Raw genomic sequence first — 24,557 nt, 5'->3', positions numbered from 1 at the left:
AGCAGATGACGCGTATGCGCCAGATCCTCCTTTCGACAGCGCTGGTTGTGGCCGGCGCGCTTCCCTCGGTCGCGCAGGAACGGGACCAGACCCTGGCGGACATCCGTCAGGAACTGACCGTCCTGCACGTGGAAATCCAGCGCCTGAACCGCGAGCTGTCCACGACGGGGGCGCCCTCGGCTTCGCTGGCGGGGTCCTCGGTTCTGGAGCGGGTGACCGCCATTGAAGAGGAACTGCAACGGCTGACGGCACAGACCGAAGAGTTGCAGTATCGCATTCAGCGCGTCGTTGAGGATGGCACCAACCGGGTCGGCGATCTGGAGTTTCGTCTGGTTGAACTGGAGGGCGGCGACCTGTCCCAGCTGGGCGAAACCACAACCCTCGGTGGGCCGAGCGAAGACACCGCCGCCGGGCTTGGTCTGGGTCAGAAACCGCCTCTGGCCAGCCCGACCGATGGGGTGACAGGGGAACTCGCCATTGGCGAGGAGACCGATTTTCAGGCTGCGGTCAGCGACCTTGACGCGCAGGCCTATCAGGCCGCCGCGGATAAACTTGAAGCCTTCAAATCGGCCTATCCGGGCAGCCCGCTGACCGCGCAGGTCGATTTCAACCGGGGCAAGGCCCTCGACGGGCTTGGCGATACCCGCGAAGCCGCGCGCGCCTATCTGGCGGCCTTTACCGGGGATACCACGGGGTCTGTCGCGCCCGAGGCACTGTTTGAACTGGGGGCGGCGCTTGGTCGTTTGGGGCAGTTGGATCAGGCTTGCATCACGCTGGCCGAAGTCGCGGTCCGCTTTCCCGCACATCCGATGGTGGCAAACGCTGAACAGGAGCGGGCCAAACTGGCGTGTTCCTGACCCCGCCGACAGAAGAGGCTCTGACCGAAGAAATCCGTCGTCAAATCGGCACGGCCCTGCCATCTCGCCTTGGCGTGGCGGTGTCGGGCGGCAGCGATTCCGTGGCGTTGATGCATTTGCTCGCGACCCTCGCTGATGAGGGGACGATGCAGCTCCATATTGCGACGGTGGACCATGGTCTGCGCCGCGAATCACGGCAGGAGGCCGAGGCGGTCGCAGCGCAGGCGGCGCAACTGGGCCTGTCACACGATATCTTGACCTGGCAGGAGCCGACAGAAGAGGGCAATCTTCAGGATGCGGCGCGCACGGCCCGCTACCGGCTGCTTGAAACCTGGGCCCGGGGACGCGGCATCGACCAGGTCGCGGTGGGGCACACGGCCGACGATCAGGCTGAAACCGTCCTGATGCGACTGCGCCGGGCCTCCGGGGTGACCGGTCTGGCGGGGATGGCCCTGCGGCAGGTCCGGGGCAGCCTCACCCTGCTGCGCCCGATGCTGCACCTCCGGCGGGAGGACCTGCGCGACTACCTGACGGCGCGGGGCATCACTTGGATCGAGGACCCCAGCAATCAGGACATGCGGTTTGAACGGGTGCGGATCCGCGATGCGCTGCGGGCGCTGGAACCGCTTGGCCTGACGGTCGAGGCCCTGGGCACCGTTGCAGACAATATGCGCATGGCCGACAGTGCGCTGGCGCAGGCCATGCTGACGGCGGCCAGGGCGATCGGTCAGGTGCGCTATGGCGCTGTTATGATTGACGCTGACGGGTTTGGCGCGCTGCCAGAAGACGTGGCGCGGCGGCTTCTGCTGCAGGCGATCACATTTGTGAACGGGCCGGGCTATCCGCCCCGCCGCGCGCCACTGCAAGAGGCGCTGCGCGCCATGGAGGCCGGGCGCGGCATGACCCTTCAGGGCTGCCAGATTTTCAAACGCGGGGCGTCGTTCTGGATTTGTCGCGAGTCTCGGACGGTGCAGGATAGCTGCCTATCCTGGCCCAAGGGTGCAGCTGCGGCCCAGCTCTGGGCGGCGGCGTGGCGGGTGCAGGGACCGAAGGACGTGGCGCCGGGTACAGAAATCCGGCCCCTTGGGGCGGCGGGGCTGCGACACATCGGGGACTGGCGGCAATTTGCCACCCCGCGCGAGGTCCTGATGACACTGCCCAGCGTCTGGAAAGGCGAGGAAATGCTTGCCGCGCCGCTGCTTTTCCGCTCTTCTGAATGGACAATAACCGCCCTTCGTCCCGCAGAGACATGGGCGGTGAATGCTTTATCGCATTGAACCTGACCAAATCATCCTTATTCTAGGTATAACTGATGGTCGTCACGTGCTACTGCCGTGGCGTCCTTGGAATTCTTGGGAGAGCCATTTTGGGCAACGCACGTAATATCGCCTTTTGGGTTGTTCTGTTCCTGCTTGTCGTGACCCTGTTCAATTTGTTCAGCGGATCCGGCAGCACGTTGCAGAGCCGCGAAAGGACTTATTCGGAATTCGTAACCGCTGTTGAGAACGGTCAGGTCAGCCGGGTGACGCTCGATGGCGAACAGGTCAGGTTCACCACCTCCGACAATCAGAGCTATACCACGATCAAACCGGGCGACGCCGAAGTCACCCAGATGCTGATCGACAATAACATCCCCGTCCGGGCGGAAAAGCAGCAGCAGTCGGGCTTTCAGTCCTTGTTGCTGACCTTCCTGCCCTTCCTGTTGCTGATCGGTGTCTGGATCTATTTCATGAACCGGATGCAGGGCGGCGGCAAAGGCGGCGCCATGGGCTTTGGCAAATCCAAGGCCAAGATGCTGACCGAAAAACACGGTCGCGTGACCTTTGATGATGTCGCCGGTATCGACGAGGCCAAGGAAGAGCTGGAAGAGATCGTCGAATTCCTGCGCAACCCGCAGAAATTCTCGCGTCTTGGCGGCAAGATCCCAAAAGGTGCGCTGCTGGTGGGCCCTCCGGGCACCGGTAAGACGCTGCTGGCCCGCGCTATTGCCGGCGAAGCAGGTGTGCCCTTCTTCACCATCTCGGGCTCCGACTTTGTCGAGATGTTCGTCGGTGTCGGTGCCTCCCGTGTCCGTGACATGTTCGAGCAGGCCAAAAAGAACGCGCCCTGCATTGTGTTTATTGACGAAATCGACGCTGTGGGCCGTCACCGTGGTGCCGGTTATGGCGGCGGAAATGACGAACGCGAACAGACGCTCAACCAGCTGCTGGTCGAAATGGACGGGTTTGAGGCCAACGAAGGCGTGATCATCCTGGCGGCCACAAACCGCAAGGACGTGCTGGACCCGGCGCTGCTGCGTCCCGGTCGCTTTGACCGCAACGTCACCGTCGGCAATCCGGACATCAAGGGCCGCGAGAAGATCCTTGGCGTGCATGCGCGCAAGACGCCATTGGGCGCTGACGTGGATCTGCGCATCATCGCACGCGGCACGCCGGGCTTTTCCGGTGCCGATCTGGCCAACCTGGTGAACGAGGCGGCGCTGATGGCCGCCCGCGTCGGGCGCCGGTTCGTGACGATGGAAGACTTCGAGAGCGCCAAGGATAAGGTCATGATGGGCGCAGAGCGTCGATCCATGGTCCTGACGGCGGATCAGAAGGAAAAGACAGCTTACCACGAGGCCGGCCATGCGCTCGTCGGGCTGCGGTTGCCGGAATGCGACCCGGTCTACAAGGCCACGATCATCCCCCGTGGTGGCGCGCTCGGCATGGTGGTGTCCCTGCCTGAAATGGACCGGCTGAACTGGCACAAGGACGAATGTGAGCAGAAGCTGGCGATGACCATGGCGGGCAAGGCGGCCGAGATCATCAAATACGGCGAAGGTCATGTGTCCAATGGCCCCGCAGGTGACATCCAACAGGCCAGCCAACTGGCGCGGGCGATGGTTCTGCGCTGGGGCATGTCGGACAAGGTCGGCAACATCGATTATGCCGAGGCCCACGAGGGATACTCTGGCAACACCGGTGGGTTCTCAGTGTCGGCAAACACCAAGGAGCTGATCGAGGACGAGGTCAAACGTTTCATCGAAGAGGCCTATCAGACCGCCTACAGGATCCTGGTGGAAAACAAGGATGAATGGGAACGTCTGGCGCAGGGGCTGCTGGAATACGAAACCCTCACCGGGGACGAGATCAAGCGGGTGATGAACGGCGAACCGCCGCAGGCGGACGATGATGCGGGCGATGACGCCGACACCGGCGCGCCATCCATCACCGCGATCCCCAAGGCCAAGCCGAAGAAAACACCGCCCGATGGCGACATGGAGCCGGAACCGTCGGCGTGATCCATGCGCCGCGGCAACGCAGCAAAGTGAGGGGTACCCAAGCGGGTGCCCCTCTTTTTTGTTCTGTCGGGGCGCCTTGGCGACCGGGCTGCGCCGGGCGCTGAGGGGAGGGCACATCCGCACAGGCGGATCGGCAATTGCATCCCCATGGGCTGCTGCTAAATTGCAGGCCGGTCACCTCGGCGGGCCGCACAACAACGGAGTGGAACATGCCAGTACTGACGGAATCACGTTTCATCGCGGAAATCACCTGGCTCGGCATGGTGCCGGCGGGGGGCGGCATTCAGGCGGAGCGCCGTGAGGCGCTCGACCTTGGCTTTGACGGGATCTCCGGCGAACGGCATGAAGGGCGCGAACGCGCCTCTTGTGTGCGGGTGAAAAACCTCTACCCGCAAGGCACCGAGATCCGCAACGTGCGACAGCTGACGATCCTTTCCGAAGAAGAACTGGCGCTCATCGCTGCCGAGATGGGGCTGGACCAGATCGACCCACGCCACCTTGGGGCGTCGATGGTGATCCGGGGCATTCCCGACCTTACATTTGTGCCGCCTTCGGCCCGCCTGCAGGCGCCGGATGGGGCTACGCTGACCATTGATATGGAAAACCAGCCTTGCGTGCTGCCGGGGCGCGAGATCGAAAAGGATCACGGCGGGTTTGGTCCCAAATTCAAGCGCGCGGCGGAAAACCGGCGGGGAATCACAGCCTGGGTCGAACGTCCCGGTCAGGTGAAGCTGGGCGATGCCTTGCGTCTGTTCCTGCCTGCGCAACGCGCCTGGCAGGGGGAAAGCTGAACCGGCAGGGAACATTGTTTTCCTTTTGACGCCTGCGCGCCCCTATCGAAAACAAGGGACGACGCTCTGAGGCACAATTGTGTCGGAAACCTATGGCGCGGTTTTTTCCCGAGCGGCTAAGCGTAGAGGGGACGCCGGTGCCCACGCCGGACCCTGCCAACTCGACACTTAGGAACCAGGCCATGAGCTACAAGAGTGACATTGAAATCGCCCGCGAGGCGAACAAGCTCCCGATCCAGGAGATCGGTGCCAAACTGGGCATGACCCAAGACGACCTTCTGCCCTATGGCCATGACAAGGCCAAGGTCAGCCAGAAGTTCATCAATTCGGTCCAGGGCCGTGAGGACGGCAAGCTGGTTCTGGTGACCGCGATCAACCCGACACCGGCGGGCGAGGGCAAGACCACCACTACCGTTGGTCTGGGCGATGGCCTGAACCGGATTGGCAAGAACGCGATGATCTGCATCCGCGAAGCCTCGCTTGGTCCGAACTTTGGCATGAAGGGCGGTGCCGCAGGCGGCGGTATGGCACAAGTGGTCCCGATGGAGGAAATGAACCTCCATTTCACCGGCGATTTTCACGCCATCACCTCGGCGCATGCGCTGCTGTCGGCGATGATCGACAACCACATCTACTGGGGCAACGAACTGGAGATCGACATCCGCCGCGTCGTCTGGCGCCGTGTGGTTGACATGAACGACCGGGCCCTGCGTCAGATCACGGCGTCGCTTGGCGGTGTTTCCAACGGGTTCCCGCGCGAGACCGGGTTTGACATCACCGTGGCCTCCGAAGTCATGGCGATCCTGTGTCTGTCCAACGATCTGAAGGATCTGGAGAAACGTCTGGGCGACATCATCGTTGCCTATCGCCGCGACAAGACGGCCGTTTATTGCCGCGATATCAAGGCCGAAGGCGCGATGACCGTGCTGTTGAAGGACGCGATGCAGCCGAACCTGGTGCAGACGCTGGAGAACAACCCGGCCTTTGTGCATGGCGGCCCCTTTGCCAATATCGCCCACGGCTGCAACTCTGTCATCGCCACCAAAACCGCGATGAAAGTCGCCGATTATGTGGTGACCGAAGCGGGCTTTGGCGCGGATCTTGGCGCTGAGAAGTTCATGAACATCAAGTGCCGCAAGGCGGGCATTGCCCCCTCGGCTGTGGTGATCGTGGCCACCGTGCGCGCGATGAAGATGAACGGCGGCGTGGCCAAGGCGGATCTCGGGGCGGAAAACGTCAAGGCGGTGCAGAACGGCTGCGCCAACCTTGGCCGTCACATCGAGAACGTGAAGTCATTTGGCGTACCTGCGGTCGTCGCGATCAACCACTTTGTCACCGACACCGAGGCTGAGATCGACGCGGTCAAGGCCTATGTGGCCACCCATGGCGTCGAGGCCGTGCTGGCCCGTCACTGGGAACTGGGCTCCGAAGGGTCTGCTCCCCTGGCGGAAAAAGTGGTGGAACTGGTCGAGGGCGGCAGCGCCAATTTCTCGCCGATCTACCCGGACGAGATGGCGTTGTTTGAAAAGATCGAAACCATCGCCAAACGCATCTACCGCGCCGACGAGGTTCTGGCCGATGCCAAGATCCGCAATCAGTTGAAGGAATGGGAAGCCGCAGGCTACGGTCATCTGCCGATCTGCATGGCAAAAACGCAGTATTCGTTCTCGACCGATCCCGATCTGCGCGGGGCGCCGGTTGGCCATTCGGTGCCGGTACGGGAGGTTCGCCTGTCGGCAGGGGCCGGTTTCATCGTGGTGGTCTGTGGTGAGATCATGACAATGCCCGGTCTGCCACGGACGCCGGCGTCGGAAACCATTCGTCTGAATGATGACGGCCAGATCGAAGGCTTGTTCTAAGGGCCGAAATAGGCAATCTGCGGCCCGGGGCATAGATCTCGGGCCGTAGGCCGTGTTTGATGTGGCGATGACCAGCCGAAAGCCACCGCGTGGATGTGCCGATATGTCCAGTTTGCGCGCAGCGAGGGACATCCCAGAGATTTGAACAGAGTCCCCGGGGGGCTCTGTCACCAGAGAAGGAACAAAGCGATGGCAGCAGAAATCATTGACGGTAAGGCCTTTGCGGCCAAGGTGCGCGGTCAGGTGGCCGAACATGTCGCGCGGCTGAAGGCGGATCACGATCTGGTGCCGGGGCTGGCCGTGGTGCTGGTCGGCGAAGATCCTGCCTCGCAGGTCTATGTTCGCTCGAAGGGCAAGCAGACCCTCGAAGTGGGCATGAAATCCGTCGAGCACAAACTGGCGGTCGATACCTCCGAGGCCGATCTTCTGGCGCTGATCGACCAGTTGAACCGCGATGACAGCATCCATGGCATTCTGGTGCAACTGCCGCTGCCCAAGCATCTTGACGAGGATCTTGTCATCAACGCCATCGCACCGGCCAAGGATGTGGACGGGTTCCACATTTCCAACGTCGGGTTGCTGGGAACCGGGCAGAAATCCATGGTGCCCTGCACGCCGCTGGGCTGCCTGATGATGCTGCGCGATTACCATGGGTCGATTTCCGGCATGGATGCGGTGGTGATTGGGCGTTCCAATATTGTCGGCAAGCCGATGGCGCAATTGCTGCTCGGCGACAGCTGTACGGTGACCATCGCGCATTCGCGGACCAAGGATCTGCCAGAGGTGGTGCGCCGTGCCGATATCGTCGTGGCGGCCGTGGGCCGCCCCGAAATGGTGCCCGGTGACTGGATCAAGCCGGGTGCGACGGTCATAGACGTCGGTATCAACCGCATCGACGCCCCGGAAAAGGGCGCCGGAAAGACACGCCTGGTGGGCGATGTGCATTACGAAAGCGCCGCCGCGCGCGCCGGGGCCATCACCCCGGTGCCGGGGGGCGTCGGGCCAATGACGATTGCCTGCCTGCTGGCCAATACGGTGACCGCCTGCTGCCGGGCAAACGGCATCGCGGAACCCGAGGGGCTGACCGCCTGAGGCCCCGCGCGGCGAGGACTGCCCCGAGTTGACAGCTGACAACTTTTTGCGGCGGCGTGCCACGGCGCGCGCCGCCGTTGTGTTTTCTCGTCGCCCTGGCCGGGGCCTGGGATCTTCTGGCGGGGCCTATGTCTATCGCGGCATCGGGCAGGGCAGGGGGCGTGGTCCCGTCAGCACTGCCAATGCGTCGCTTTGCAACAATCCGGTCAAGGCCTTGTCGGTGCTGCGCAAACCGCCGGTGTAGGTCCCGAAGGCCGGCAGGATCAGGCGGGTCCGGTCCAACAGAAACGCCGGTCTGAACTGGCCGCGCAGGCTGGCTTTGGGGTGGTAGTGACCGCTGATTTCGCCGGTCGCTGCGGGGTCTGCGATATGGCGCAGGGTGAGAGGGCCGAGGGCGAACTCTGCCAGCGCGATACCACCCAGGTTTGGCGGGCTGGGGTCATGGTTTCCCTCGACCCAGACCCAGTGACGCCCCACCATCATACCACGCAGCCTGTCCAGATCGCTCAGAGGCAGGTTTCGGGCGGCATGGTCATCGTCGAAACTGTCACCGAGGCAGACAATCCGCGCCGGGCGCTGCGCTGCGATCAATGTCTCCAGCCGGTCCAACGTATCACGGGTTTCGTAGGGCGGCAGCGAAACACCGGTGCACCGGGCCACCCGTTCGGATTTGCCCAGATGCAGATCGGATACGACAAGGGTCGACTGCGCCGCCCACCAAAGTGCCCGCGCGCCCAGCAGGGACAGCCGCTCGCCACAGAACAGGACATCAAAACCGGCCGGTGCGTCCTGCCGATCATGGGGCCGAGCCGGGCTCATTGCGACAGCCCCGCAAGGCCGGAGGCCGCCATCAAGGCCGCCGCTTCCTGCGCCATCAGGCGTTCAATTCCCGCCCCTTTGATCTGGATCTTGCCCACCTCGAGCAGCAGCGGTGCCGCCAACGGCGAGATGCGCGTCAGCCGTCGAAGGTCCAGTCGCGTGCCGACCCGGGCCATCATCTCTTCGATGCGGCCAAAATCGACCAGCCCCCGCAGGGCTTCCTCGCGGGTGATGTCGAGCAACAGGTGATCGGGGTCGTATTTTCGCAGCGTGTCATAGAGGATGTCCGCGGAGAAACTGGCCTGCCTGCCGCTTTTGCGCTGACCGGGGGTGTTGCGCTCGATCAGGCCCGCGATGATCGCGGCAGAGCGGAAGGCCCGCTTCATCACGGCGTTTCCGGCCAGCCAGCCGTCCAGACCGTCCCGCAGGGTTGCAAGATCCAGCAGGTCCTGTGGGGCTGTCACCGGTTCCAGCCCCCAGATCAGCGTTGCGTAATCCGAGGCGACAAAGCCAAGCGGGCCAAGCCCGAGATCCTCCATCCGCTTGGTCAGCAACAGCCCCAGCGTCTGCTGCGCATTGCGCCCGGCAAAGCCAAAGACACAGAGATATTCGCGCCCCTCATGCGGAAAACTTTCCAGCAGCAGGCGTCCATGGCGGGGCATCTGCGAAACCTCGCGCTGCAGGGCCAGCCATTCCGCGGTGTGGGGGGGCAGATCGTCCCAGTCGGGTTGGTTCAGGATCCGCAGGATGCGGGCCGAAAGCTGGGTGGAGGTGGCGAATTTGGTGCCGTTGAAGGTCGCGACCTTGGGTTTTTTGGCAGCGTTCCGGGTGACTTCGACGGTCATTTCGCGCAGCCCTTCATAGCGCACGATCTGGCCTCCAATCAGGAAGGTATCACCGGGCGTGAGCGTCGCGGCAAAGCCTTCTTCGATCTCGCCCAGCGGTTTGCCACCGCGACTGCGTTTGAGCCGGACCTTGAGCGTATCGGTGTCCTGGATGGTGCCGAGGTTCATGCGGATGCGGGTGCTGGCGCGGGGATCGCGCAATTGCCAGCGGCCATCGGGGCGTTGCAGCAACCGCTGCCATTGATCATAGGCCCGCAGCGCATAGCCGCCGGTGGCACAGAACGCGAGACAGGCATCAAACTCGGCCCGGCTGAGGCTGGCATAGGCCCCGGCGCTGGTCACCTCTTGATAAAGATCGGTGGCCTCAAAGGGCCCGGCGCAGGCTGCGATCAGGATATGCTGGCACAGGACGTCTCGGGGGCCGGTTGGCAGCGGGTCACCGTCGAGATCGTTGTCCCGGACGGCCTCCAGCGCGGCGCGGCATTCCACCACCTCAAAACGGTTGGCGGGCACCAGCAGCGCCTTGGACGGGGCATTGTAGCGGTGATTGGCACGGCCGATGCGCTGCACCAGCCGTTTGACGTTCTTCGGCGCGCCGATCTGGATCACCAGATCCACGTCGCCCCAGTCAATCCCGAGGTCCAGAGAGCCGGTACAGACCACCGCACGCAGCTCGCCCCGAACCATCGCGGCCTCGACCCGTTCGCGCTGCGTCCGATCAAGCGAGCCATGATGGATGCCGATCGGCAGGCTGTCCTCATTCGCCAGCCACAGGTTGTGAAAGAAGATTTCCGCCTGGGCGCGGGTGTTGTGAAAGATCAGCGTGGTGTTGTGCTGGCGGATCTGGTCAAGCACCGCGGGAATAGAATAGGCCGCGCCGCCCCCGGCCCAAGGGGGCGCCTCTTGCGTTTCCAGCATGCGGATATCCGGTGCGGGACCGGGGTCGGCCAGCAGAATCTCGCAAGGGTCCGGATGCCGCGCCAGCCGGTGTGCAATCGCCTGCGGGTCATCCACTGTGGCCGACAGACCCACCCGACGCAAATCGGGGCACAGTGCCTGCAGGCGGCTCAGCGCCAGCATCAGCTGATCGCCACGCTTGCTTTCAGCGAGGGCGTGGACCTCGTCAATGATGATCCGTTGCAGGCCCCGAAAGATGCGCGGTGCGTCCTCGTATGACACCATCAGCGCCAGGCTTTCGGGGGTGGTCAGCAGGATCTGCGGTGGATCTGCGCGCTGACGGCGCTTGCGCGTCGCAGAGGTGTCGCCGGTCCGATCCTCGATCCGGATCGGCAGGCCCATCTCAGTCACGGGGCCGGTGAGGTTTCGCTTGATATCGGCGGCCAGCGCCTTGAGCGGCGAAACATAGAGCGTGTGCAGCCCCGCGTGGTTCCCGGTCGCCAGTTCGGCCAGGGTTGGCAAGAAGCCGGCCATCGTCTTGCCACCACCGGTGGGTGCAATAAGCAACGTCGCGGGTGCGTCCTTGCGTGCCAGCATCGCATGTTGATGCGGATGGATCGACCAGGCGCGGGCCGCGAACCAGGACAGAATCTGTGGGGGCAGGGAGGTCATGTTCCCCATTTAGTCCAAAGCGGTGTCGCCGCCAAAGGATTTTGCGCACAGCCCTGCCGGGGCAGGCCCGCTATTTCACAATCGTCTCGTCCTTGACGAACATATTGGCCCAGGCGCGGTCGATCAGTTCGGGGCTCATCTGATAGGGAATGCCTTCGAATTCGCAGATGGAGATCATCTGATCGACCAGGAACACCGGCTGATAGTTGGCATAGATATTGTTGATTGTCGGGTATTTGACCTTCAGCAGATGCACCAGCGCGGCCTCGTCCAGGGGCATGCCTTTCTTGCGGGCCACAAGGGCAAAGATTTTCAGGTAGTTTTCCTGATTGGGCCCGTCAATCTTGATCTTGAAGAAGATCCGGCGCAGGGCGGCCTGGTCAAAAATCTCGTTCGGATGGAAGTTGGTCGAGAAGATCACCAATGTGTCAAACGGGACTTCGAATTTTTCACCGGATTGCAGGGACAGGATGTCGCGGCCCTCTTCCAGGGGAACGATCCAGCGGTTGACAAGGGCCTGCGGGCTTTCGGCCTGGCGGCCAAGGTCGTCGACGATAAAGATCCCGCCGGTGGATTTCAGCTGCAGCGGCGCCTGATAGGTGCGCGCGGTAGGGTTGTAGACCAGATCCAGCATCGACAGCGACAGTTCCCCCCCGGTCACCACGGTCGGGCGTTCGCAACAGACGTAGCGTTCGTCGAACCGGCGGTGCTTGCGCAGGGCGTTGGGGTCTTCGACGTCGGCGGCGACCTCGCTGTGCACGATGGGGTCATAGACGGTGATCACCTGCCCGGCGTATTCGATGGCGCGGGGCACGTAGACGCGGTCGCCCAATGCGTCGCGAATACCGTTGGAGATCGAGGATTTGCCGTTGCCGGGCGGGCCATACATCAGGATCGAGCGGCCTGCGCTGACAGCAGGGCCAAGGTGGTCGAGCAGACTGTCGGGCAGGATCAGATGCCCCATGGCGGCGGTCAGTTGCTGGCGGGTCACCATGATATTGCGGATCGACTGGCGTTTGACCTGTTCGCGGTAGACGTCCAGCGGCACCGGCATGGCGCCGAAGTATTCGGATTGAGACAAGGCATCCAGGGCGCGGGCCTTGCCTGCATCGGTCAGCTGATAGCCCATTTCATTGCCGGCATTGGCGTTGAGCGTGCCTGTCGCCTCGACCAGTTTCTGTTCGCGGGCGATATCCACCAGTTCCTGCGTCACCGAGGAGGGCAGGCAGATCGCTTCGGCCAATTCTGTCACCATGTCCAGGGTCTTGCGGAACATGGTTTTCAACAGAATGTCGCGCATCATCACCAGGGGCAGGCGCATCTCTGCCAGGCCTTTGGGCGCGGGGGGGGCGATCACGGAGGTGGTCTGCATGTTCATCTCTGGCATGGCCTCGTTTCAGGATGTGGACAGGGCGGAACCGTCCCGACAGAGACTATGGAATACTGTGGCAAGACCACGGCAGCGTTGCAGCATTTCCGCGAAGAGCCTGTTTGATTGTCCGGGTTTGAGGGGGGCTGCCCGGGCCAGGGCAAAGGCGCAGGATTAGACCCCGGAGGCCGCCGCCCGGCACAGGTAGAGTGCAAGGGTCGCGCCCAGACACAGACCCATCGGGAACTTGCGGCCGACGTCCCAGCTTTTCCAGTGGGGCGCCAGGCGGCGCAGGGCGGTGTGCCGGGCAAACCGGTGGGCGAGGAACCCGGTCAGCAGCGTGACGGCAAAGATGATCACCACCAGCGACAGATCGGCAAAGGCGACATAGGGCGCGGCGGCGCCGGCAAATTTCGCATCTCCCGCCCCCACGAGCCCCGCCGCGTAGAACAGAAAGCCGAGGCCGACGCCGATTGGCAGATGCAACAGCTGCCAGCCATAGTCGGCCCAGGTGGGCATCACCAGAAGGCCAAGAAGGACATAGACCGCGCCGAGACTATCCACGGTCCAGTTCGGAATGCGCATTTCGCGCAGGTCGGTCAGCATCACCACGGCACACAGCGGCAGCACGAAGGGCAGGAACCACAGGGCGGCTTGGGCCGGGAAATGCATCCGTGCGCCCCCGCCTTAGCCGTTTTCGAGCGCTTCGAGCGCGCGGGCGGCAACGTCGAAATGTTGCGGATGGGTATCAATCGCCTCGCGCAGCAGGCCTTCGCCGGTGCTGACATCGCCTTGTTTGACCGCCGACAGGGCCATCGTATGCAACAGCTGTGCCCGCTCGGTCTGGGTCATTGCGATGACGGGCAAGCTGTAATTGCGCTGTGCCCCCCGGGCGAGCACAAGGTTGTTCTTGGCGGTGAACAGGTTCGGGTCCTGACGCAGGGCCTCGCCAAACAGCCGCTCCGCCTCGGCATAGTCGCCACGGCTCAGCTTGGAATAGCCCCAGTTGTTAAAGACACCCGCCGGAGTCGTCGTGAGCCCAATGGCCGTTTCATAGAAACTGTCCGCCGCTTTCCAGTCCTTCTGAGAGTCGGCCACCATCGCCTCGAGACGATAGCGTTTGAAGGTCTCATGGGTGGGCGGGACGGTATTGAGGGTTTCCTTGGCCTGATCCCAGCTGTTGGTGCGGATCAGCGCGTCTGCCAGCTCTACCCGGTCGGCATCCGTTGCCGCCGGCAGGGAGGTGACCCGCTGCCATGCGGCGGCGGCCTCTGTGTAGCGTTTGGCGCGTACGAGCGACGCTGCGAGGCCTCGGTTAAAATCAATCCGATCCGGGTTGCTGGCGACGCTGCGCTGGAAGTAGCTGACCGCCTCGTTGGGGTCGGAGCTGTTCAGGATAACGTTGTTGAGATTGCTCTCGTCGATCACATTCACGTCCTGCAAGGCCCGTTCGACGGCTTCTTTGTCGATCTCCTTGCTGCAGGAGGCAAGGGTCAACACCCCGATCAAACCTGCGGACAAAAGAACCATTTGGCGCATTTTTCTGCGTCCTTTTCTGCTCTGCCTCTGGCGCTATGGTGTCGTCTGGATGCGATATACACCGCCGCCCTGCCGCACCAATTTATAGTCACTGCCTGTGGCGTCACTATGGCCCGGATTGTCAAGATTTTCGAGGGCCAGCCGCAAATTATCGCGGATTGCGTCACTTTCGCCATTGTCGAAGGCATAGGCCCGGCGCAGGATCTGTTCGGCCTCGGCCGTCTTGCCGCGTTCCAGCAGCACAACCCCGAGGTTATTCAGCGCTTCGAGCCATTCGGGAGCATCCTTCACCGCCCGGCGCAACAGATCCTCGGCCTGCCCCAATCGCCCAAGCCCGAGGTTGGCGGAGCCCAGACTGGACAGCACCTCAGGCGTCAGCCCCTCCTGCAAGGCGGCCCGGTTGAAAGCGTCGATCGCCAGTTCGTATTGTCCTGCGGCCATCAGCCGGTGGCCGACATCCAGCCCGTTGACGGCCTCGGCGCGGGTGTCAACGCCGGGGGCCCAGACCCGGTCGCCCTTGCCATTGAGCACGCCATCCCCCGATCCCAACACGCAAGCCGCCACCAACGCAGATGCGCTGGCGGCGGCCGCGGGTGGGACCAGGCGGAAAAGGTGGGTGCGCCAGGTCCTGAACGTCATGGAGGTCTGCCTTATTTTCCCAGGTTTGAAATACCTTGCGCCGAAGGACCAACGAGGATGATCAGCAGCGGCGGCACTGTCAGACCCATTGTGGCAAGGGTCATTTTGGTTGGCAACTTGTTTGCAGCCTCTTCGGCGCGCATCACGCGTTTGTCGCGCATTTCGCCGGCATAGACCCGGAGCGCCTCGGCGATGGATGTCCCGAAGGTCGCGGATTGGATCATCACGGTGACAAAGGACGAAACATCCTGCACCCCGCAACGGGTTCCCATATCGCGCATGACCTTGTCCTTGTCCTTGCCGGCCTTCATCTCATGGGCGACCACCTCGAATTCTTCTGCCAACTCCGGGTAGGAGGCCTGCAGTTCACGGGCGACGCGGACAATCGCCTGGTCCAGAGACTGACCCGCCTCGACACAGACCAGCATCATGTCCAGCGCATCGGGAAAGGCGCGGGTGATCGCCTGTTTGCGTTCTTCGATGCGGCGGGTGATCCAGTAGCGCGGCAGGAAATAGCAGGCACCACCGGGGCCGATCACCCGCAAGGCAATATCCTGGGTGCTGTATTCGACATCGGGATTGAGCACATAGACAAACACCAGCCCAAGGCCGAGCCCGACAAGGCCAAGCGCAAACTGAGCGAAGTGAAACAGCCGGACCGCATCCTTGGACTGATAGCCGGCCTGGCGCAGTTTCAGTTCCATCGCGGACAGTTCCTCGGCGTCTTGCGGTTCGAGGAAGTTTGCGAATTTCTGCAGCTGTTCGTTGCGGTTGGCCTGGCGCAGGCGCTCTTTTTGCGGTGTTCCGGATTGGCTTTCGTTCAGGCTGCGCTGCAGTTTTTTCAGCGGATCCTCTGGTTGGTTCAGCAGCAGACCCACGGCGACAGCAACCAGCACGAGGCCGAGGAACCCCAGCGCCAGCAACGGGCCGGCCTCTCCGAATTGGGCAATCAACGCGTCTTGAACAAAGGTAATCGGGTTCATGGCGGGTTCCTCAGACCTGAATGTTGGTGAGCATGCGCATCACGAAAAGGTTGGCCGTCAGCATGCCCCCGACGATGAAGCAGGCGGGAATGAACCAGGGATGATCGACGACGCCGTCATAATAGGCCGGATCGTTGATCAGGGTTGAGGCGAGGCAGAACAGCGGAAAGCCAGAGAGGAACTTGCCAGACCACTGGGCCTCGGCGGTAATGGCCTTGACCCGGCGGAACAGGCGAAAGCGGGCGCGGATGACTTTGGCCAGCCCGGCCAGAACCTCGGCCAGGTTGCCGCCCGATTGCTGCTGAATGGTCACGGCAACGGACAGAAAGCGCAGATCCTGAATGTCGAGGCGTTCGGCCATGTCTTTCAGCGCCTCGCCGACATCACGCCCATAGGCACATTCGTCGGAAATGATCCCGAATTCGGTGGCCAGCGGATCTTCGACTTCCTTGGCGACAATCTGGATGGCGGAGGTGAAAGGGTGGCCGACGCGCAGGCTCCGCACCATCAGCTCAACCCCGTCGGGGAGTTGCTCTTCCAGCATCGCGAGACGTTTCTTGGCCTTTGAATTGACCCAGAAGAACACCGCGCCGACGCCGATGACAATGGAGGCGAGCGCCCGGACGGGCGGTTCAGCCTGGGTGCCGACACTGAGGCCGACATAGGCCAGGCCAGCGAGACCGCACATGATCATGATCAGCTGACGCGGTGAAAAGGCGATGGCTGCCTTTTGGGCCCGTTCGGCAAGCAGGGAATAGAGCGGGATCGAGCGCGAGCTGAGGTGTTGCTGCATTTCCTTGCGAAGCTGTTCAAGCACCTGTTCGCGATTGCCGCCCTTTTCCAGCATATCAAGGCGACGGTTGACCCGGCTGTTGAGGCTGATCGACTTGCCAAAGGTGACAAGGTAGATGCCTTCGACCAGCACCAGCACGCCAACGAAGATCAGGCCGTAGATGAGTGGTTCCATTCCGATTTGCATCAGCGGCGCTCCATCACTGTGGGTTCGTAGATTGACGCAGGAAGGTCATAGCCCCAGAGACGGAACCGTTCCGAATAGTGGCTGCGCACGCCGGTTGCGGTGAAATGACCGATGATCTTGTTGTCTGGTGTCAGGCCAACCCGCTGGAAGCGAAAGATTTCCTGCATCGAGATCACATCGCCTTCCATGCCGGTGATTTCGGTGATCGAGGTCATCCGGCGCGAGCCGTCCTGCAGGCGGGAGGCCTGTACGATCAGGTTTACCGCCGATGCGATCTGGCTGCGGACCGCCTTGATCGGCATTTCGATCCCGGCCATGGCGATCATGTTTTCCAGCCGTGAAATCCCGTCGCGGGCAGAGTTGGCGTGGATCGTGGTCATCGACCCGTCGTGGCCGGTGTTCATCGCCTGCAGCATGTCGATGACCTCGCTGCCGCGTGTCTCGCCGACGATGATGCGGTCGGGGCGCATCCGCAGGGCGTTTTTCAGACAGTCGCGGGGCGAGACTTCGCCCTTGCCTTCGACGTTGGGTGGGCGGCTTTCCATCCGCCCCACATGGGACTGTTGCAGTTGCAGTTCCGCGGTGTCCTCGATGGTCAGGATCCGCTCGGCGTTGTCGATGAAGGATGACAGCGCATTGAGGGTGGTTGTCTTGCCCGAACCGGTGCCGCCAGAGACGATGACGTTCAATCTGGTCGAGACGGCGGCTTGCAGATATGCAGCCATTTCTTCGGTGAAGGCGCCGAAATTCACCAGATCGTCGATGCCAAGCTTGTCTTTTTTGAACTTTCGGATCGAAACCAGCGATCCATCCACAGCCACCGGCGGAACCATCGCGTTAAACCGCGATCCATCCGCCAGACGGGCGTCCACATAGGGGTTGGATTCATCGACGCGCCGCCCCACGGCAGAGACGATTTTGTCAATGATCCGCATCAGATGGCGCTCGTCTTTAAAGGTGATGTCGGACACTTCCAGCTTGCCGTTGCGTTCGACAAAAATCTGGTGCGGGCCGTTCACAAGAATGTCGGACACCGTGTCATCCTTGAGCAGGGTTTCCAGCGGCCCGAGCCCGGTGACCTCGTCATAGAGTTCCTTGTTGAGCTGCTGGCGGTCCTCACGGTTCAGGACAATGTTCTTTTCCTGCAGGACCTCGCCAGAGATCGAGGCGATTTCGTTGCGCAGGTCTGCTTCGGTGGCCTTTTCAAGCGCGGCCAGGTTCAGGTTTTCCAGCAGCTCGCGGTGGAGTTCGATCTTGATCTCGCCCAGCCGTTCCTTGCGCTTGCGCTCGCGGTCCATCGGTGCCGCTTCGGCGGCCTTGCGCTCGAGTGGGCGACGCAGAACGGTTTTGACACCCTCGGCAGCAGGCGTGGCTGCGGCGGGCGCGGGATTGGCCGGTTTGGGCGGTGCCTGAACTGGCACGGCGGACGTCTTTTTGTACTTGGAAAACATTGTATTAACCCCAGGTGTTCACGCGAGCGTTCAGGCAGCTTCGGCTTCGGATTTTCCCAGCTCGTGCAGGCTTCGCGCCAGTTTGGCGATTTCCTTGCGCAGCGGGTTTTTCGGAGCAGAGATGGCCAGCGGCTGTCCGTGGTCGCAGCTTTGCAGAATGTATTTCCCACCGTCCGGCAGCTGGACGTCGAGAGAAATACCAAGGCTTTCTGCCAAGCGTTTGACCCGGCTTTTGCCGCTCAGGTCGGTGAATTTAGGCGCCCGGTTCAGGATGAACCGCAGCTTGTCAAACGGGAGATCTTCGGATTGCAGCGCGCGCTTGACCCGCAAGGCATTCTGGGCCGAGCGCATGTCCAGTTCGATCAGCGCAAAATAGACATGTGACAGGGTCATCACCGTTTCGGTCCATTGCACCAGCGTATGCGGCATGTCGATGACCACGAAATCGAAATGGCTGCGCGCCATTTCCACCACACGAAGAATGTCTTCGGGGGTAATGAATTCCAGCGGCACCATATCGGCGGGCGCGGTCAGGACCTGCAGTTTGTCCTGAAAGGGCAGCAAGGATTGGCCAAAGATGTCTTCGTCCATCGCCTCGGTTTCGCTGAGCATTTCCATCACGGCGTCGCGTCGCGGCAGGTCGAGGTAGGTCGAAACCGAGCCGGTCTGAAGGTCGAGATCCAAAAGGCAGACGCTGGGCCGCTCGGTTGAATTCAGCTCTGCCAGCTCCCAGGCGAGGTTGACGGCAAAGGTCGACGATCCGGTGCCACCGGCAAGGCCCTGGGCCACGATCACGGCGCCCTCACGCTGGCTATCTGCATGAAGCTTGTGGGCGCGCGCCGGGGCGGCCACGGGTGCGACCGGTTCGGCGGGCTTTCGAACCCGTTCGATCGCGGCGGCCAGTTCCTGTTCCGGCAAGGGGTAGGGGATGAATTCGTCGGCGCCTTGGCGCAGGAGCTTGTGCAGAGCGGCGGGGGTGACGTCCTCGGCCACCAGGATGACCTTAATGCCGCGGGATTTGGCCTGGGTGATGATCTCCCCCATCAAGGGCAGGATTTCCTCGTCCTCGGCATCCATCGCGATGGCGACAAAATCGAGCGCCTCGGCCTCGGGTTGGTAGAAAAAAGCAAGCGCTTCGGTAAAGCCAAGGTCGCCCCAGGCCTCGCCCATGACGGCTTCCATGTCTTCGATCAGCAGATCAAAGTTCTGCACATCCCGACTGATGGTACAGGCCGAAATCGGCGCTGCATCTGCTTGCGAATTCCCATTCGTCATTGCCATGTATCCCCACATTGCATGGTCCCGACCGAAGCCGTTTGCGGACCGGTGCACCCTGTCCATGCGGCGAGGGGCACCTTATGGGACGAGTGTCGTCCTCAATATGGGCAAGAGTAGGGCCAAAAAGCCCCGATTGTTGGGAAAATTAATTGTACCTAACAGCCGGTTAATGCGCGGGCGCCGCCGCACACCAACACGCAGGGGCCCTGCGCGGTCACCGCGCTATTCAGAGAGCGAGCTTTCGCTGGTCAAGGTACTGGGAACAACCGCACTTTCGACATAATCGCGATAGATTATGGCGGCGTATTTTCCATCCAGTTCGTTCACGCGGGCGGCGACAAAGCCGCTGACTTCGGTCACGGTCCGGCGGTTGCGGCGTTCGCGACCATCGGTCAGAACCAAGGGCTGCGTCTCGCCAAAGGAGGCAACGGCCTCCAGGCGCTGGCGGCTGATCCCCTGTGACACAAGGAAGTTGACGGCGGCGCGCGCGCGTCTCAGGCCGAGGGATTTGTTATAGCTCTGGCTGCCAACCGCATCGGTGTGACCATAGACCCGGAACCGGACCTCGGGAAATTGCCGGATCCATTCGGCCTGCGCGCTCAGCACCTGACGCGCTGCCCCGTCAAGCTGGGCACTGTCGAAATCAAAGTTGATCGTGGTGGGCACGTCTTGGGCGAACCGCTTGGCCAGTTCGACCCGGAAATCCCGCTCGCCAGATAAAACGGCGGTGTTGTTCAAGGTGGCCTGCCCGAAATACTGGCCATCCAACGGCTGCCCGGCCTCTTTGTAGGCGCAGGCACCGGTGATCAGGGCCAGTCCGAAAATTGCCGTATATTTCAACATCTGCGCCACCGTTCTTAATCCGTTAGTCTAGGAGATAGCCGTAGGAGCCATCAAAGTCCTGATTGGCCACTTCGCCGGCGGCGCCCTTCTGGACGCGTTCTGTACGCCCAAACAGGAACAGGTTCTTTTCGCTCGGCGGTTTGATCCGGTCCGTTGGCAAAGAGAAGGCCTCGCCCCGTGTCGGTGTGACCAGATGGGCGGAAACGATGATCACCAGTTCGCTCTGGTTGCGTTCAAAATCGGCACTGCGAAACAGCGCCCCGAGCACAGGGACATCGCCCAGCCATGGCACCTGGGCGGCATTGTCGAGGAATTGATCCTCGATCAGGCCGGCGATGGCAAAGCTTTCTCCGTCCCGCAATTCAACCGTGGTCGAGGTTTCCCGGCGGGAGAAGGCATTGATCGAGAAACCATTCAGCGTGACAGAGTTGGTGGTGTCGATGGCAGAGACGGCCGCCTTGAGCTCAAGGTTGATCAGATCGCCATCAACAACCCTCGGCACGAAGTTAAGCTCGATCCCAAAGGGTTTGAATTCAATGGAAATCGCACCTTCTTCCTGGGCCACGGGGATCGGGTATTCACCACCGGCCAGGAAGTTGGCCTCTTGGCCGGAAAGGGCAGACAGGTTTGGCTCTGCAAGGGTGCGGACCAGACCTTTTTGCTCCAGCGCCTCAAGCAATACGCCAAATTCCACCGACCCGATGTCAAAGCCAAAGAACAGGGCGCCGACGGTGTCTTCCTGGGTCTGGATCGGGTTGCCAAGGCCATTGTCGCCAAGCAACCAGGTGCCGGTTTCCCCGGCAACGCGGTCAGTACCAAGTGCGACCGAAGAGCCGAGCGATTTGCTGACAGAGCGCTGCATCTCGGCAAAGCGCACCTTGAGCATGACCTGCTGCACGCCGCCGACAGTCATCAGATTGCTGACCCGGTCCGGTGCGTAGCGTTCCGCCAGATCCATTGCGCGTTGCAGGCGTTGCGAGCTGGAGACATTACCCGACAGGACGATCCCGTCGTTGGCGGTCCGCACTTCGATTTTCTCGTTCGGCAGGATTTGCTGCAGCCGCTGTTTGAATTCGGTCACATCCGCCGCGACGCGCACATCGACATTGGTGATGAGCCGCCCGGAGCCATCCAGCAGCGTCAGGGTGGTCATCCCGGGAGATTTCCCCAGCACATAGATGGTGCGATCCGAAAGGGATGAAATATCGGCGATGCCCGGATTGGCGATGCTCAATTCGGCGAATGGCACATCCGCCTCCACCACAACGGCCCGGTTCATCGGCACGTCGAGTATGGAATTGGTGCCCTTTTTCACGACCTTGATCCCCTGCGCCAGCGTGGCGTCGGGGAGGGATGCGCAGAATAGGGTCAGCCCCGTGAGGGCTGCCGCAAAATAACGTCCAAATGACATGTGACCTGCCTTTCCGATCACGCCTCAACATCTGGGGTCTTGTTGCCCCAATTTTGAAGTCAATCTGCGCTACTTCGGCTTTCATTGCAAGAATCAATGACTTCAGGGTGCAGGTTCATGGAAAGTTGACGCGGGCCTGTGGTCTGAACGCACTGGCCCGCGGGTGATGAAACACCGCGCGGGCCAATTGGTAACCGTCTGAATTCGCTGCCTGACGCTTAATTGCTGCAGGGGATCGGGATATTGACCACCTCGGCACCACGGCGGGTTCGGATGGTACAGACCTTTTCTTCCTCGACGCGCTGGGGCGCTTCGATTTCGCCCAGGCCGAGCAATTTGCGTTGGTCAACCTCCACCAAAGTGGCAATCGTGTCGTCCTCGGCGCCGACCAGCGACAGCGACAGGCGTCCGGTTGTCTGGGCTTGCGCCAGGGCGGCGACCTGTTCGGGGCGCACGGTGACGGTGACGGTCCGGGCAATCAGGGCGCCGCTGAGATCTGTGCCAGCGGTCTGATCGACCGCGATCAATTCGATGTTCGGCTGGATCAGTCGGGTGACTTCGCCACGGTTGTCCTCGCCGCGAGAGGAGGGCGGGCGACCGGACCAATAAACATCGACGTGATCGCCGGGGCGCAGGAAACCAGACACGCCGCTGGCGACATCGACACGGATCGCAAAGGCACGCATGCCGCGTTCAAGCCGCGACGTGAGGCCTGCATCCTGTCCCGGTTCGGTAATTTTCACCGCCATCAGCGGTTCGCCCTTTTCCATCGTGCGCAGCACATAGCGTGCATCGTTCTGATGATCGGAGGGGAACAGCTCCTCGGCAGCGGTAAAGAAACCGTCGGGCACCGCGTTCTTGGGCCATTTTATCAGCTGGATGTCGTCCTTGGTCAGGCGACGGCCATAGTTCAGTTGCTTGTTGGCGACGTAGACGTCGACGGTCGGGGCGCTTTGCTGACCTTTGGCGCGTTCCCGTGCCAGGGCGGTCTGATGCGCTTCGATGTAATTCTTTGCCATCATGACAGCGCCGCCGGCAAGGGCGACACCGACGATGAGGACGAGTCCAAAAACCGCTCTCATGGGGGTCCCTTTCTGTGCTGTATCCGCGTGAGGATGTCACGTGCCACCCTGCCAAGGGGCAAAGGTCGCGCAGACCCGTCACCGGGACAGGCGCTGAAAGTGATATCAGAAGGGTGCGGTCCTGCACCCAAGACGCGAGGCGCGCCGGTGGAAAGCCGTGGTCAGAACGTCCAGTCCGACATGTAACTCGCCAGGCCATCGGCCAGGCCGAGAGCCCCGTCTTGCATCGCGGATGAAATCAAAGCCGCCAAGACGATGGCGGCGGCGGCCAATACGACCCAGTCGACGGTGACAGCTCCGTCATCACGCGCCAGAAATCTCTTGAGTGTCTTCATCAGTAAACCTCCCGGCTGGCGCCCCCGGATGATTTCGGGCCACAAACGATTTGCGGCCCGAAACATTTACGTCAGGATCCCATGATCCCCGAAGCGAGGCTTAGGTGGTCGGTGCTTCTTCTGCGCTTGGGTCCAGATCGGACAGGAAGTTACCGGTGCCTTCGGTCAGGTCGGATGCGCCATCCTGGATCGAGGTGTAGACAACGCCTGCCAGTACGGCGACGGCGGCGGTCAGCACAACCCAGTCAACGGTTACGGCGCCAGAGTCGTCTTTGCGGAAGTTTTTGAAGAATTTGATCATGGTACGTCCCTCCTGAGGATCGAAAAAAGTGTTACCCTTGCTGGAACTTCTGTGTCATCCGCTCTCTCACCTGCTTGATGACGTTCCGCTTTGGATGTCACTGTTATCCCTAGTCAGCGTGGCAGGAATTGGGCCGAAACCCGGAAGGCGTTCGGCAAGATTAAAAAAATCTTAGGAAATTCATCAAAGCTTTGAATTTGCTCATGATTGTCTGGCATTTTGCCGCTTTTTCCTTTTTCACCTGCGACGAATAAGGAGCAAATGTGGCAAAAAGGTCCAATTCTGGCGCATCCGTCTGGATTTTTGCGGCACTTTCGCTCAGGGTTCAGCCGAAATCAGACGGCAGGACGCGCAAAATCAAGATGAAGCGGGTGGCAGCAACAGTGTTCGGCCTTGTGGTCGCAAGTCTTGTGGCGGCGCAGGACGAAAGCCGCCCTTCGGCAGTGTTTCCTGACTTTGAGGCCAAGCGGGTGCGTCCGCCAACGGCCGGGGCGCAAAAGCGTATCACGGTTCAAATCGACCCGGCAGCCCCGGTCCCGGCCGTCAGCACCGCAAGACCGGATGGGTCCATCCAACCCAACAGCACCGTCACCCGCTACCCCTGGTTCTGGGAGGCCGTCGGCGGCGACCTTGCGGGCGCCTCGCCGGGGCGCCTGGTCGAGGCGCTATCGGTATTGGAGGGGCGCAGTGAAATCGCCACGCCCCGGTTGCAGGACATGCAGGACATGATCGGGGCGCATGGGGTTTCGCTATTGACCTCCACGATCGGGACCGAGGTTTCGCCGGCCCTGGTGCTGGCGGTGATGGCGGTCGAATCCGGTGGGCGTGTTGACGCGGTCAGTCGGGTGGGGGCCGAGGGGCTGATGCAGCTGATGCCTGCGACGGCGGAACGTTTTGGGGTCAGCGATGCATTTGATCCCGTGCAGAATATAGCCGGGGCCGTGCGGTTTCTCGACTGGTTGATGCAGGAATTTTCAGGGGATCCGATGCTCGTGCTGGCTGGATACAATGCCGGGGCGGGCGCCGTGCGGGAACACGCCGGCGTGCCGCCTTTCGCCGAGACCCGTGATTATGTCCCCAAAGTACTGGCCGCCTATCGCGTGGCACGAAACCTTTGCGCGACGCCGCCGATCATGATGTCGGATGGCTGTGTTTTCCAGGCGATGAAATAGCTGCCGACGGCGGTCTTTTTCAGGGTGGTTTCGGATCGCTTTGCGATCCGACCGGGGCGGGGG

Annotated in this window: 22 protein-coding genes; 7 read left to right on the top strand and 15 right to left on the bottom strand. The window is 61.8% G+C overall.

What is annotated here, in order from left to right; genetic code table 11:
- Positions 1–5 precede the first annotated feature (5 nt).
- The 6 genes from TRIHO_RS13350 to folD all read left to right on the top strand — a co-directional run bounded on the left by TRIHO_RS13350 (position 6) and on the right by folD (position 7,879).
- Positions 6–857: a tetratricopeptide repeat protein gene (locus TRIHO_RS13350; RefSeq protein WP_131811205.1), complete on the top strand. Its 852-nt coding sequence runs from the start codon at positions 6–8 to the stop codon at positions 855–857.
- Positions 848–2,134: a tRNA lysidine(34) synthetase TilS gene (gene tilS, locus TRIHO_RS13345; RefSeq protein WP_232367785.1), complete on the top strand. Its 1,287-nt coding sequence runs from the start codon at positions 848–850 to the stop codon at positions 2,132–2,134. The genes TRIHO_RS13350 and tilS overlap by 10 nt, the downstream gene beginning before the upstream one ends.
- An 89-nt stretch (positions 2,135–2,223) precedes the next feature.
- On the top strand, positions 2,224–4,137 hold the full coding sequence (ftsH, locus tag TRIHO_RS13340) for an ATP-dependent zinc metalloprotease FtsH (RefSeq protein ID WP_068244519.1): 1,914 nt from the start codon (positions 2,224–2,226) through the stop codon (positions 4,135–4,137).
- A 209-nt stretch (positions 4,138–4,346) separates the two neighbouring features.
- Complete coding sequence (locus TRIHO_RS13335) at positions 4,347–4,928, top strand: MOSC domain-containing protein (protein WP_068244516.1); 582 nt, start codon at positions 4,347–4,349, stop codon at positions 4,926–4,928.
- Positions 4,929–5,110: 182 nt separating this feature from the next.
- Entirely contained in the window at positions 5,111–6,787 is a 1,677-nt protein-coding gene (locus TRIHO_RS13330) for a formate--tetrahydrofolate ligase (protein ID WP_068244513.1), read from the top strand.
- A 189-nt stretch (positions 6,788–6,976) separates the two neighbouring features.
- Positions 6,977–7,879 (top strand): bifunctional methylenetetrahydrofolate dehydrogenase/methenyltetrahydrofolate cyclohydrolase FolD, encoded by a 903-nt coding sequence (gene folD, locus TRIHO_RS13325; protein WP_068244510.1) that lies wholly within the window; start codon positions 6,977–6,979, stop codon positions 7,877–7,879.
- Between the two features lie 132 nt (positions 7,880–8,011).
- On the opposite strand, the gene pdeM is transcribed toward folD, so the two are convergent.
- The 15 genes from pdeM to TRIHO_RS13255 form a co-directional block, all read right to left on the bottom strand.
- On the bottom strand, positions 8,012–8,698 hold the full coding sequence (gene pdeM, locus TRIHO_RS13320; RefSeq protein WP_068244508.1) for a ligase-associated DNA damage response endonuclease PdeM: 687 nt from the start codon (positions 8,696–8,698) through the stop codon (positions 8,012–8,014).
- Positions 8,695–11,112, bottom strand: coding sequence for a ligase-associated DNA damage response DEXH box helicase (locus TRIHO_RS13315; RefSeq protein ID WP_068244796.1), 2,418 nt, complete (start codon positions 11,110–11,112; stop codon positions 8,695–8,697). The genes pdeM and TRIHO_RS13315 overlap by 4 nt, the downstream gene beginning before the upstream one ends.
- A gap of 70 nt (positions 11,113–11,182) precedes the next feature.
- The gene (locus TRIHO_RS13310; RefSeq protein WP_068244795.1) at positions 11,183–12,490 is read right to left on the bottom strand and encodes a P-loop NTPase family protein; all 1,308 of its coding nucleotides are present in this window, start codon (positions 12,488–12,490) and stop codon (positions 11,183–11,185) included.
- A gap of 165 nt (positions 12,491–12,655) precedes the next feature.
- The gene (locus TRIHO_RS13305) at positions 12,656–13,153 is read right to left on the bottom strand and encodes a prepilin peptidase (protein ID WP_068244505.1); all 498 of its coding nucleotides are present in this window, start codon (positions 13,151–13,153) and stop codon (positions 12,656–12,658) included.
- Positions 13,154–13,168: 15 nt separating this feature from the next.
- Positions 13,169–14,020, bottom strand: a complete 852-nt coding sequence (locus TRIHO_RS13300) for a tetratricopeptide repeat protein (protein ID WP_068244502.1) — start codon at positions 14,018–14,020, stop codon at positions 13,169–13,171.
- A gap of 33 nt (positions 14,021–14,053) precedes the next feature.
- The gene (locus TRIHO_RS13295; RefSeq protein WP_068244499.1) at positions 14,054–14,659 is read right to left on the bottom strand and encodes a tetratricopeptide repeat protein; all 606 of its coding nucleotides are present in this window, start codon (positions 14,657–14,659) and stop codon (positions 14,054–14,056) included.
- A gap of 11 nt (positions 14,660–14,670) precedes the next feature.
- Positions 14,671–15,642 carry a type II secretion system F family protein gene (locus tag TRIHO_RS13290; RefSeq protein ID WP_068244497.1) on the bottom strand — a complete coding sequence of 324 codons (972 nt, stop codon included), beginning with the start codon at positions 15,640–15,642 and terminating at the stop codon, positions 14,671–14,673.
- A gap of 10 nt (positions 15,643–15,652) precedes the next feature.
- Positions 15,653–16,621: a type II secretion system F family protein gene (locus TRIHO_RS13285; protein ID WP_068244494.1), complete on the bottom strand. Its 969-nt coding sequence runs from the start codon at positions 16,619–16,621 to the stop codon at positions 15,653–15,655.
- Positions 16,621–18,072, bottom strand: coding sequence for a CpaF family protein (locus TRIHO_RS13280; protein ID WP_068244492.1), 1,452 nt, complete (start codon positions 18,070–18,072; stop codon positions 16,621–16,623). The genes TRIHO_RS13285 and TRIHO_RS13280 overlap by 1 nt, the downstream gene beginning before the upstream one ends.
- A 30-nt stretch (positions 18,073–18,102) precedes the next feature.
- Positions 18,103–19,347 carry an AAA family ATPase gene (locus TRIHO_RS13275; protein ID WP_068244791.1) on the bottom strand — a complete coding sequence of 415 codons (1,245 nt, stop codon included), beginning with the start codon at positions 19,345–19,347 and terminating at the stop codon, positions 18,103–18,105.
- A 225-nt stretch (positions 19,348–19,572) separates the two neighbouring features.
- Positions 19,573–20,193, bottom strand: a complete 621-nt coding sequence (locus tag TRIHO_RS13270; RefSeq protein WP_068244489.1) for an OmpA family protein — start codon at positions 20,191–20,193, stop codon at positions 19,573–19,575.
- A 22-nt stretch (positions 20,194–20,215) separates the two neighbouring features.
- Positions 20,216–21,604 carry a type II and III secretion system protein family protein gene (locus TRIHO_RS13265; RefSeq protein WP_068244486.1) on the bottom strand — a complete coding sequence of 463 codons (1,389 nt, stop codon included), beginning with the start codon at positions 21,602–21,604 and terminating at the stop codon, positions 20,216–20,218.
- Between the two features lie 218 nt (positions 21,605–21,822).
- Entirely contained in the window at positions 21,823–22,686 is an 864-nt protein-coding gene (gene cpaB / locus TRIHO_RS13260; protein ID WP_068244483.1) for a Flp pilus assembly protein CpaB, read from the bottom strand.
- Between the two features lie 161 nt (positions 22,687–22,847).
- Positions 22,848–23,021, bottom strand: a complete 174-nt coding sequence (locus TRIHO_RS23925) for a hypothetical protein (protein ID WP_165595915.1) — start codon at positions 23,019–23,021, stop codon at positions 22,848–22,850.
- Between the two features lie 100 nt (positions 23,022–23,121).
- On the bottom strand, positions 23,122–23,322 hold the full coding sequence (locus TRIHO_RS13255; RefSeq protein WP_068244480.1) for a hypothetical protein: 201 nt from the start codon (positions 23,320–23,322) through the stop codon (positions 23,122–23,124).
- Between the two features lie 362 nt (positions 23,323–23,684).
- On the opposite strand from TRIHO_RS13255, the gene TRIHO_RS13250 reads away from it, so the two are divergent.
- On the top strand, positions 23,685–24,494 hold the full coding sequence (locus TRIHO_RS13250) for a lytic transglycosylase domain-containing protein (protein WP_068244477.1): 810 nt from the start codon (positions 23,685–23,687) through the stop codon (positions 24,492–24,494).
- The last annotated feature ends 63 nt before the right edge of the window (positions 24,495–24,557 follow it).

The organism is Tritonibacter horizontis (assembly GCF_001518015.1).
In the GTDB taxonomy this organism is placed as follows: Bacteria; Pseudomonadota; Alphaproteobacteria; order Rhodobacterales; family Rhodobacteraceae; genus Epibacterium; species Epibacterium horizontis.
Note: the sequence above shows the minus strand (reverse complement) of the source record. Positions and strands in the feature narration are given on the sequence as shown.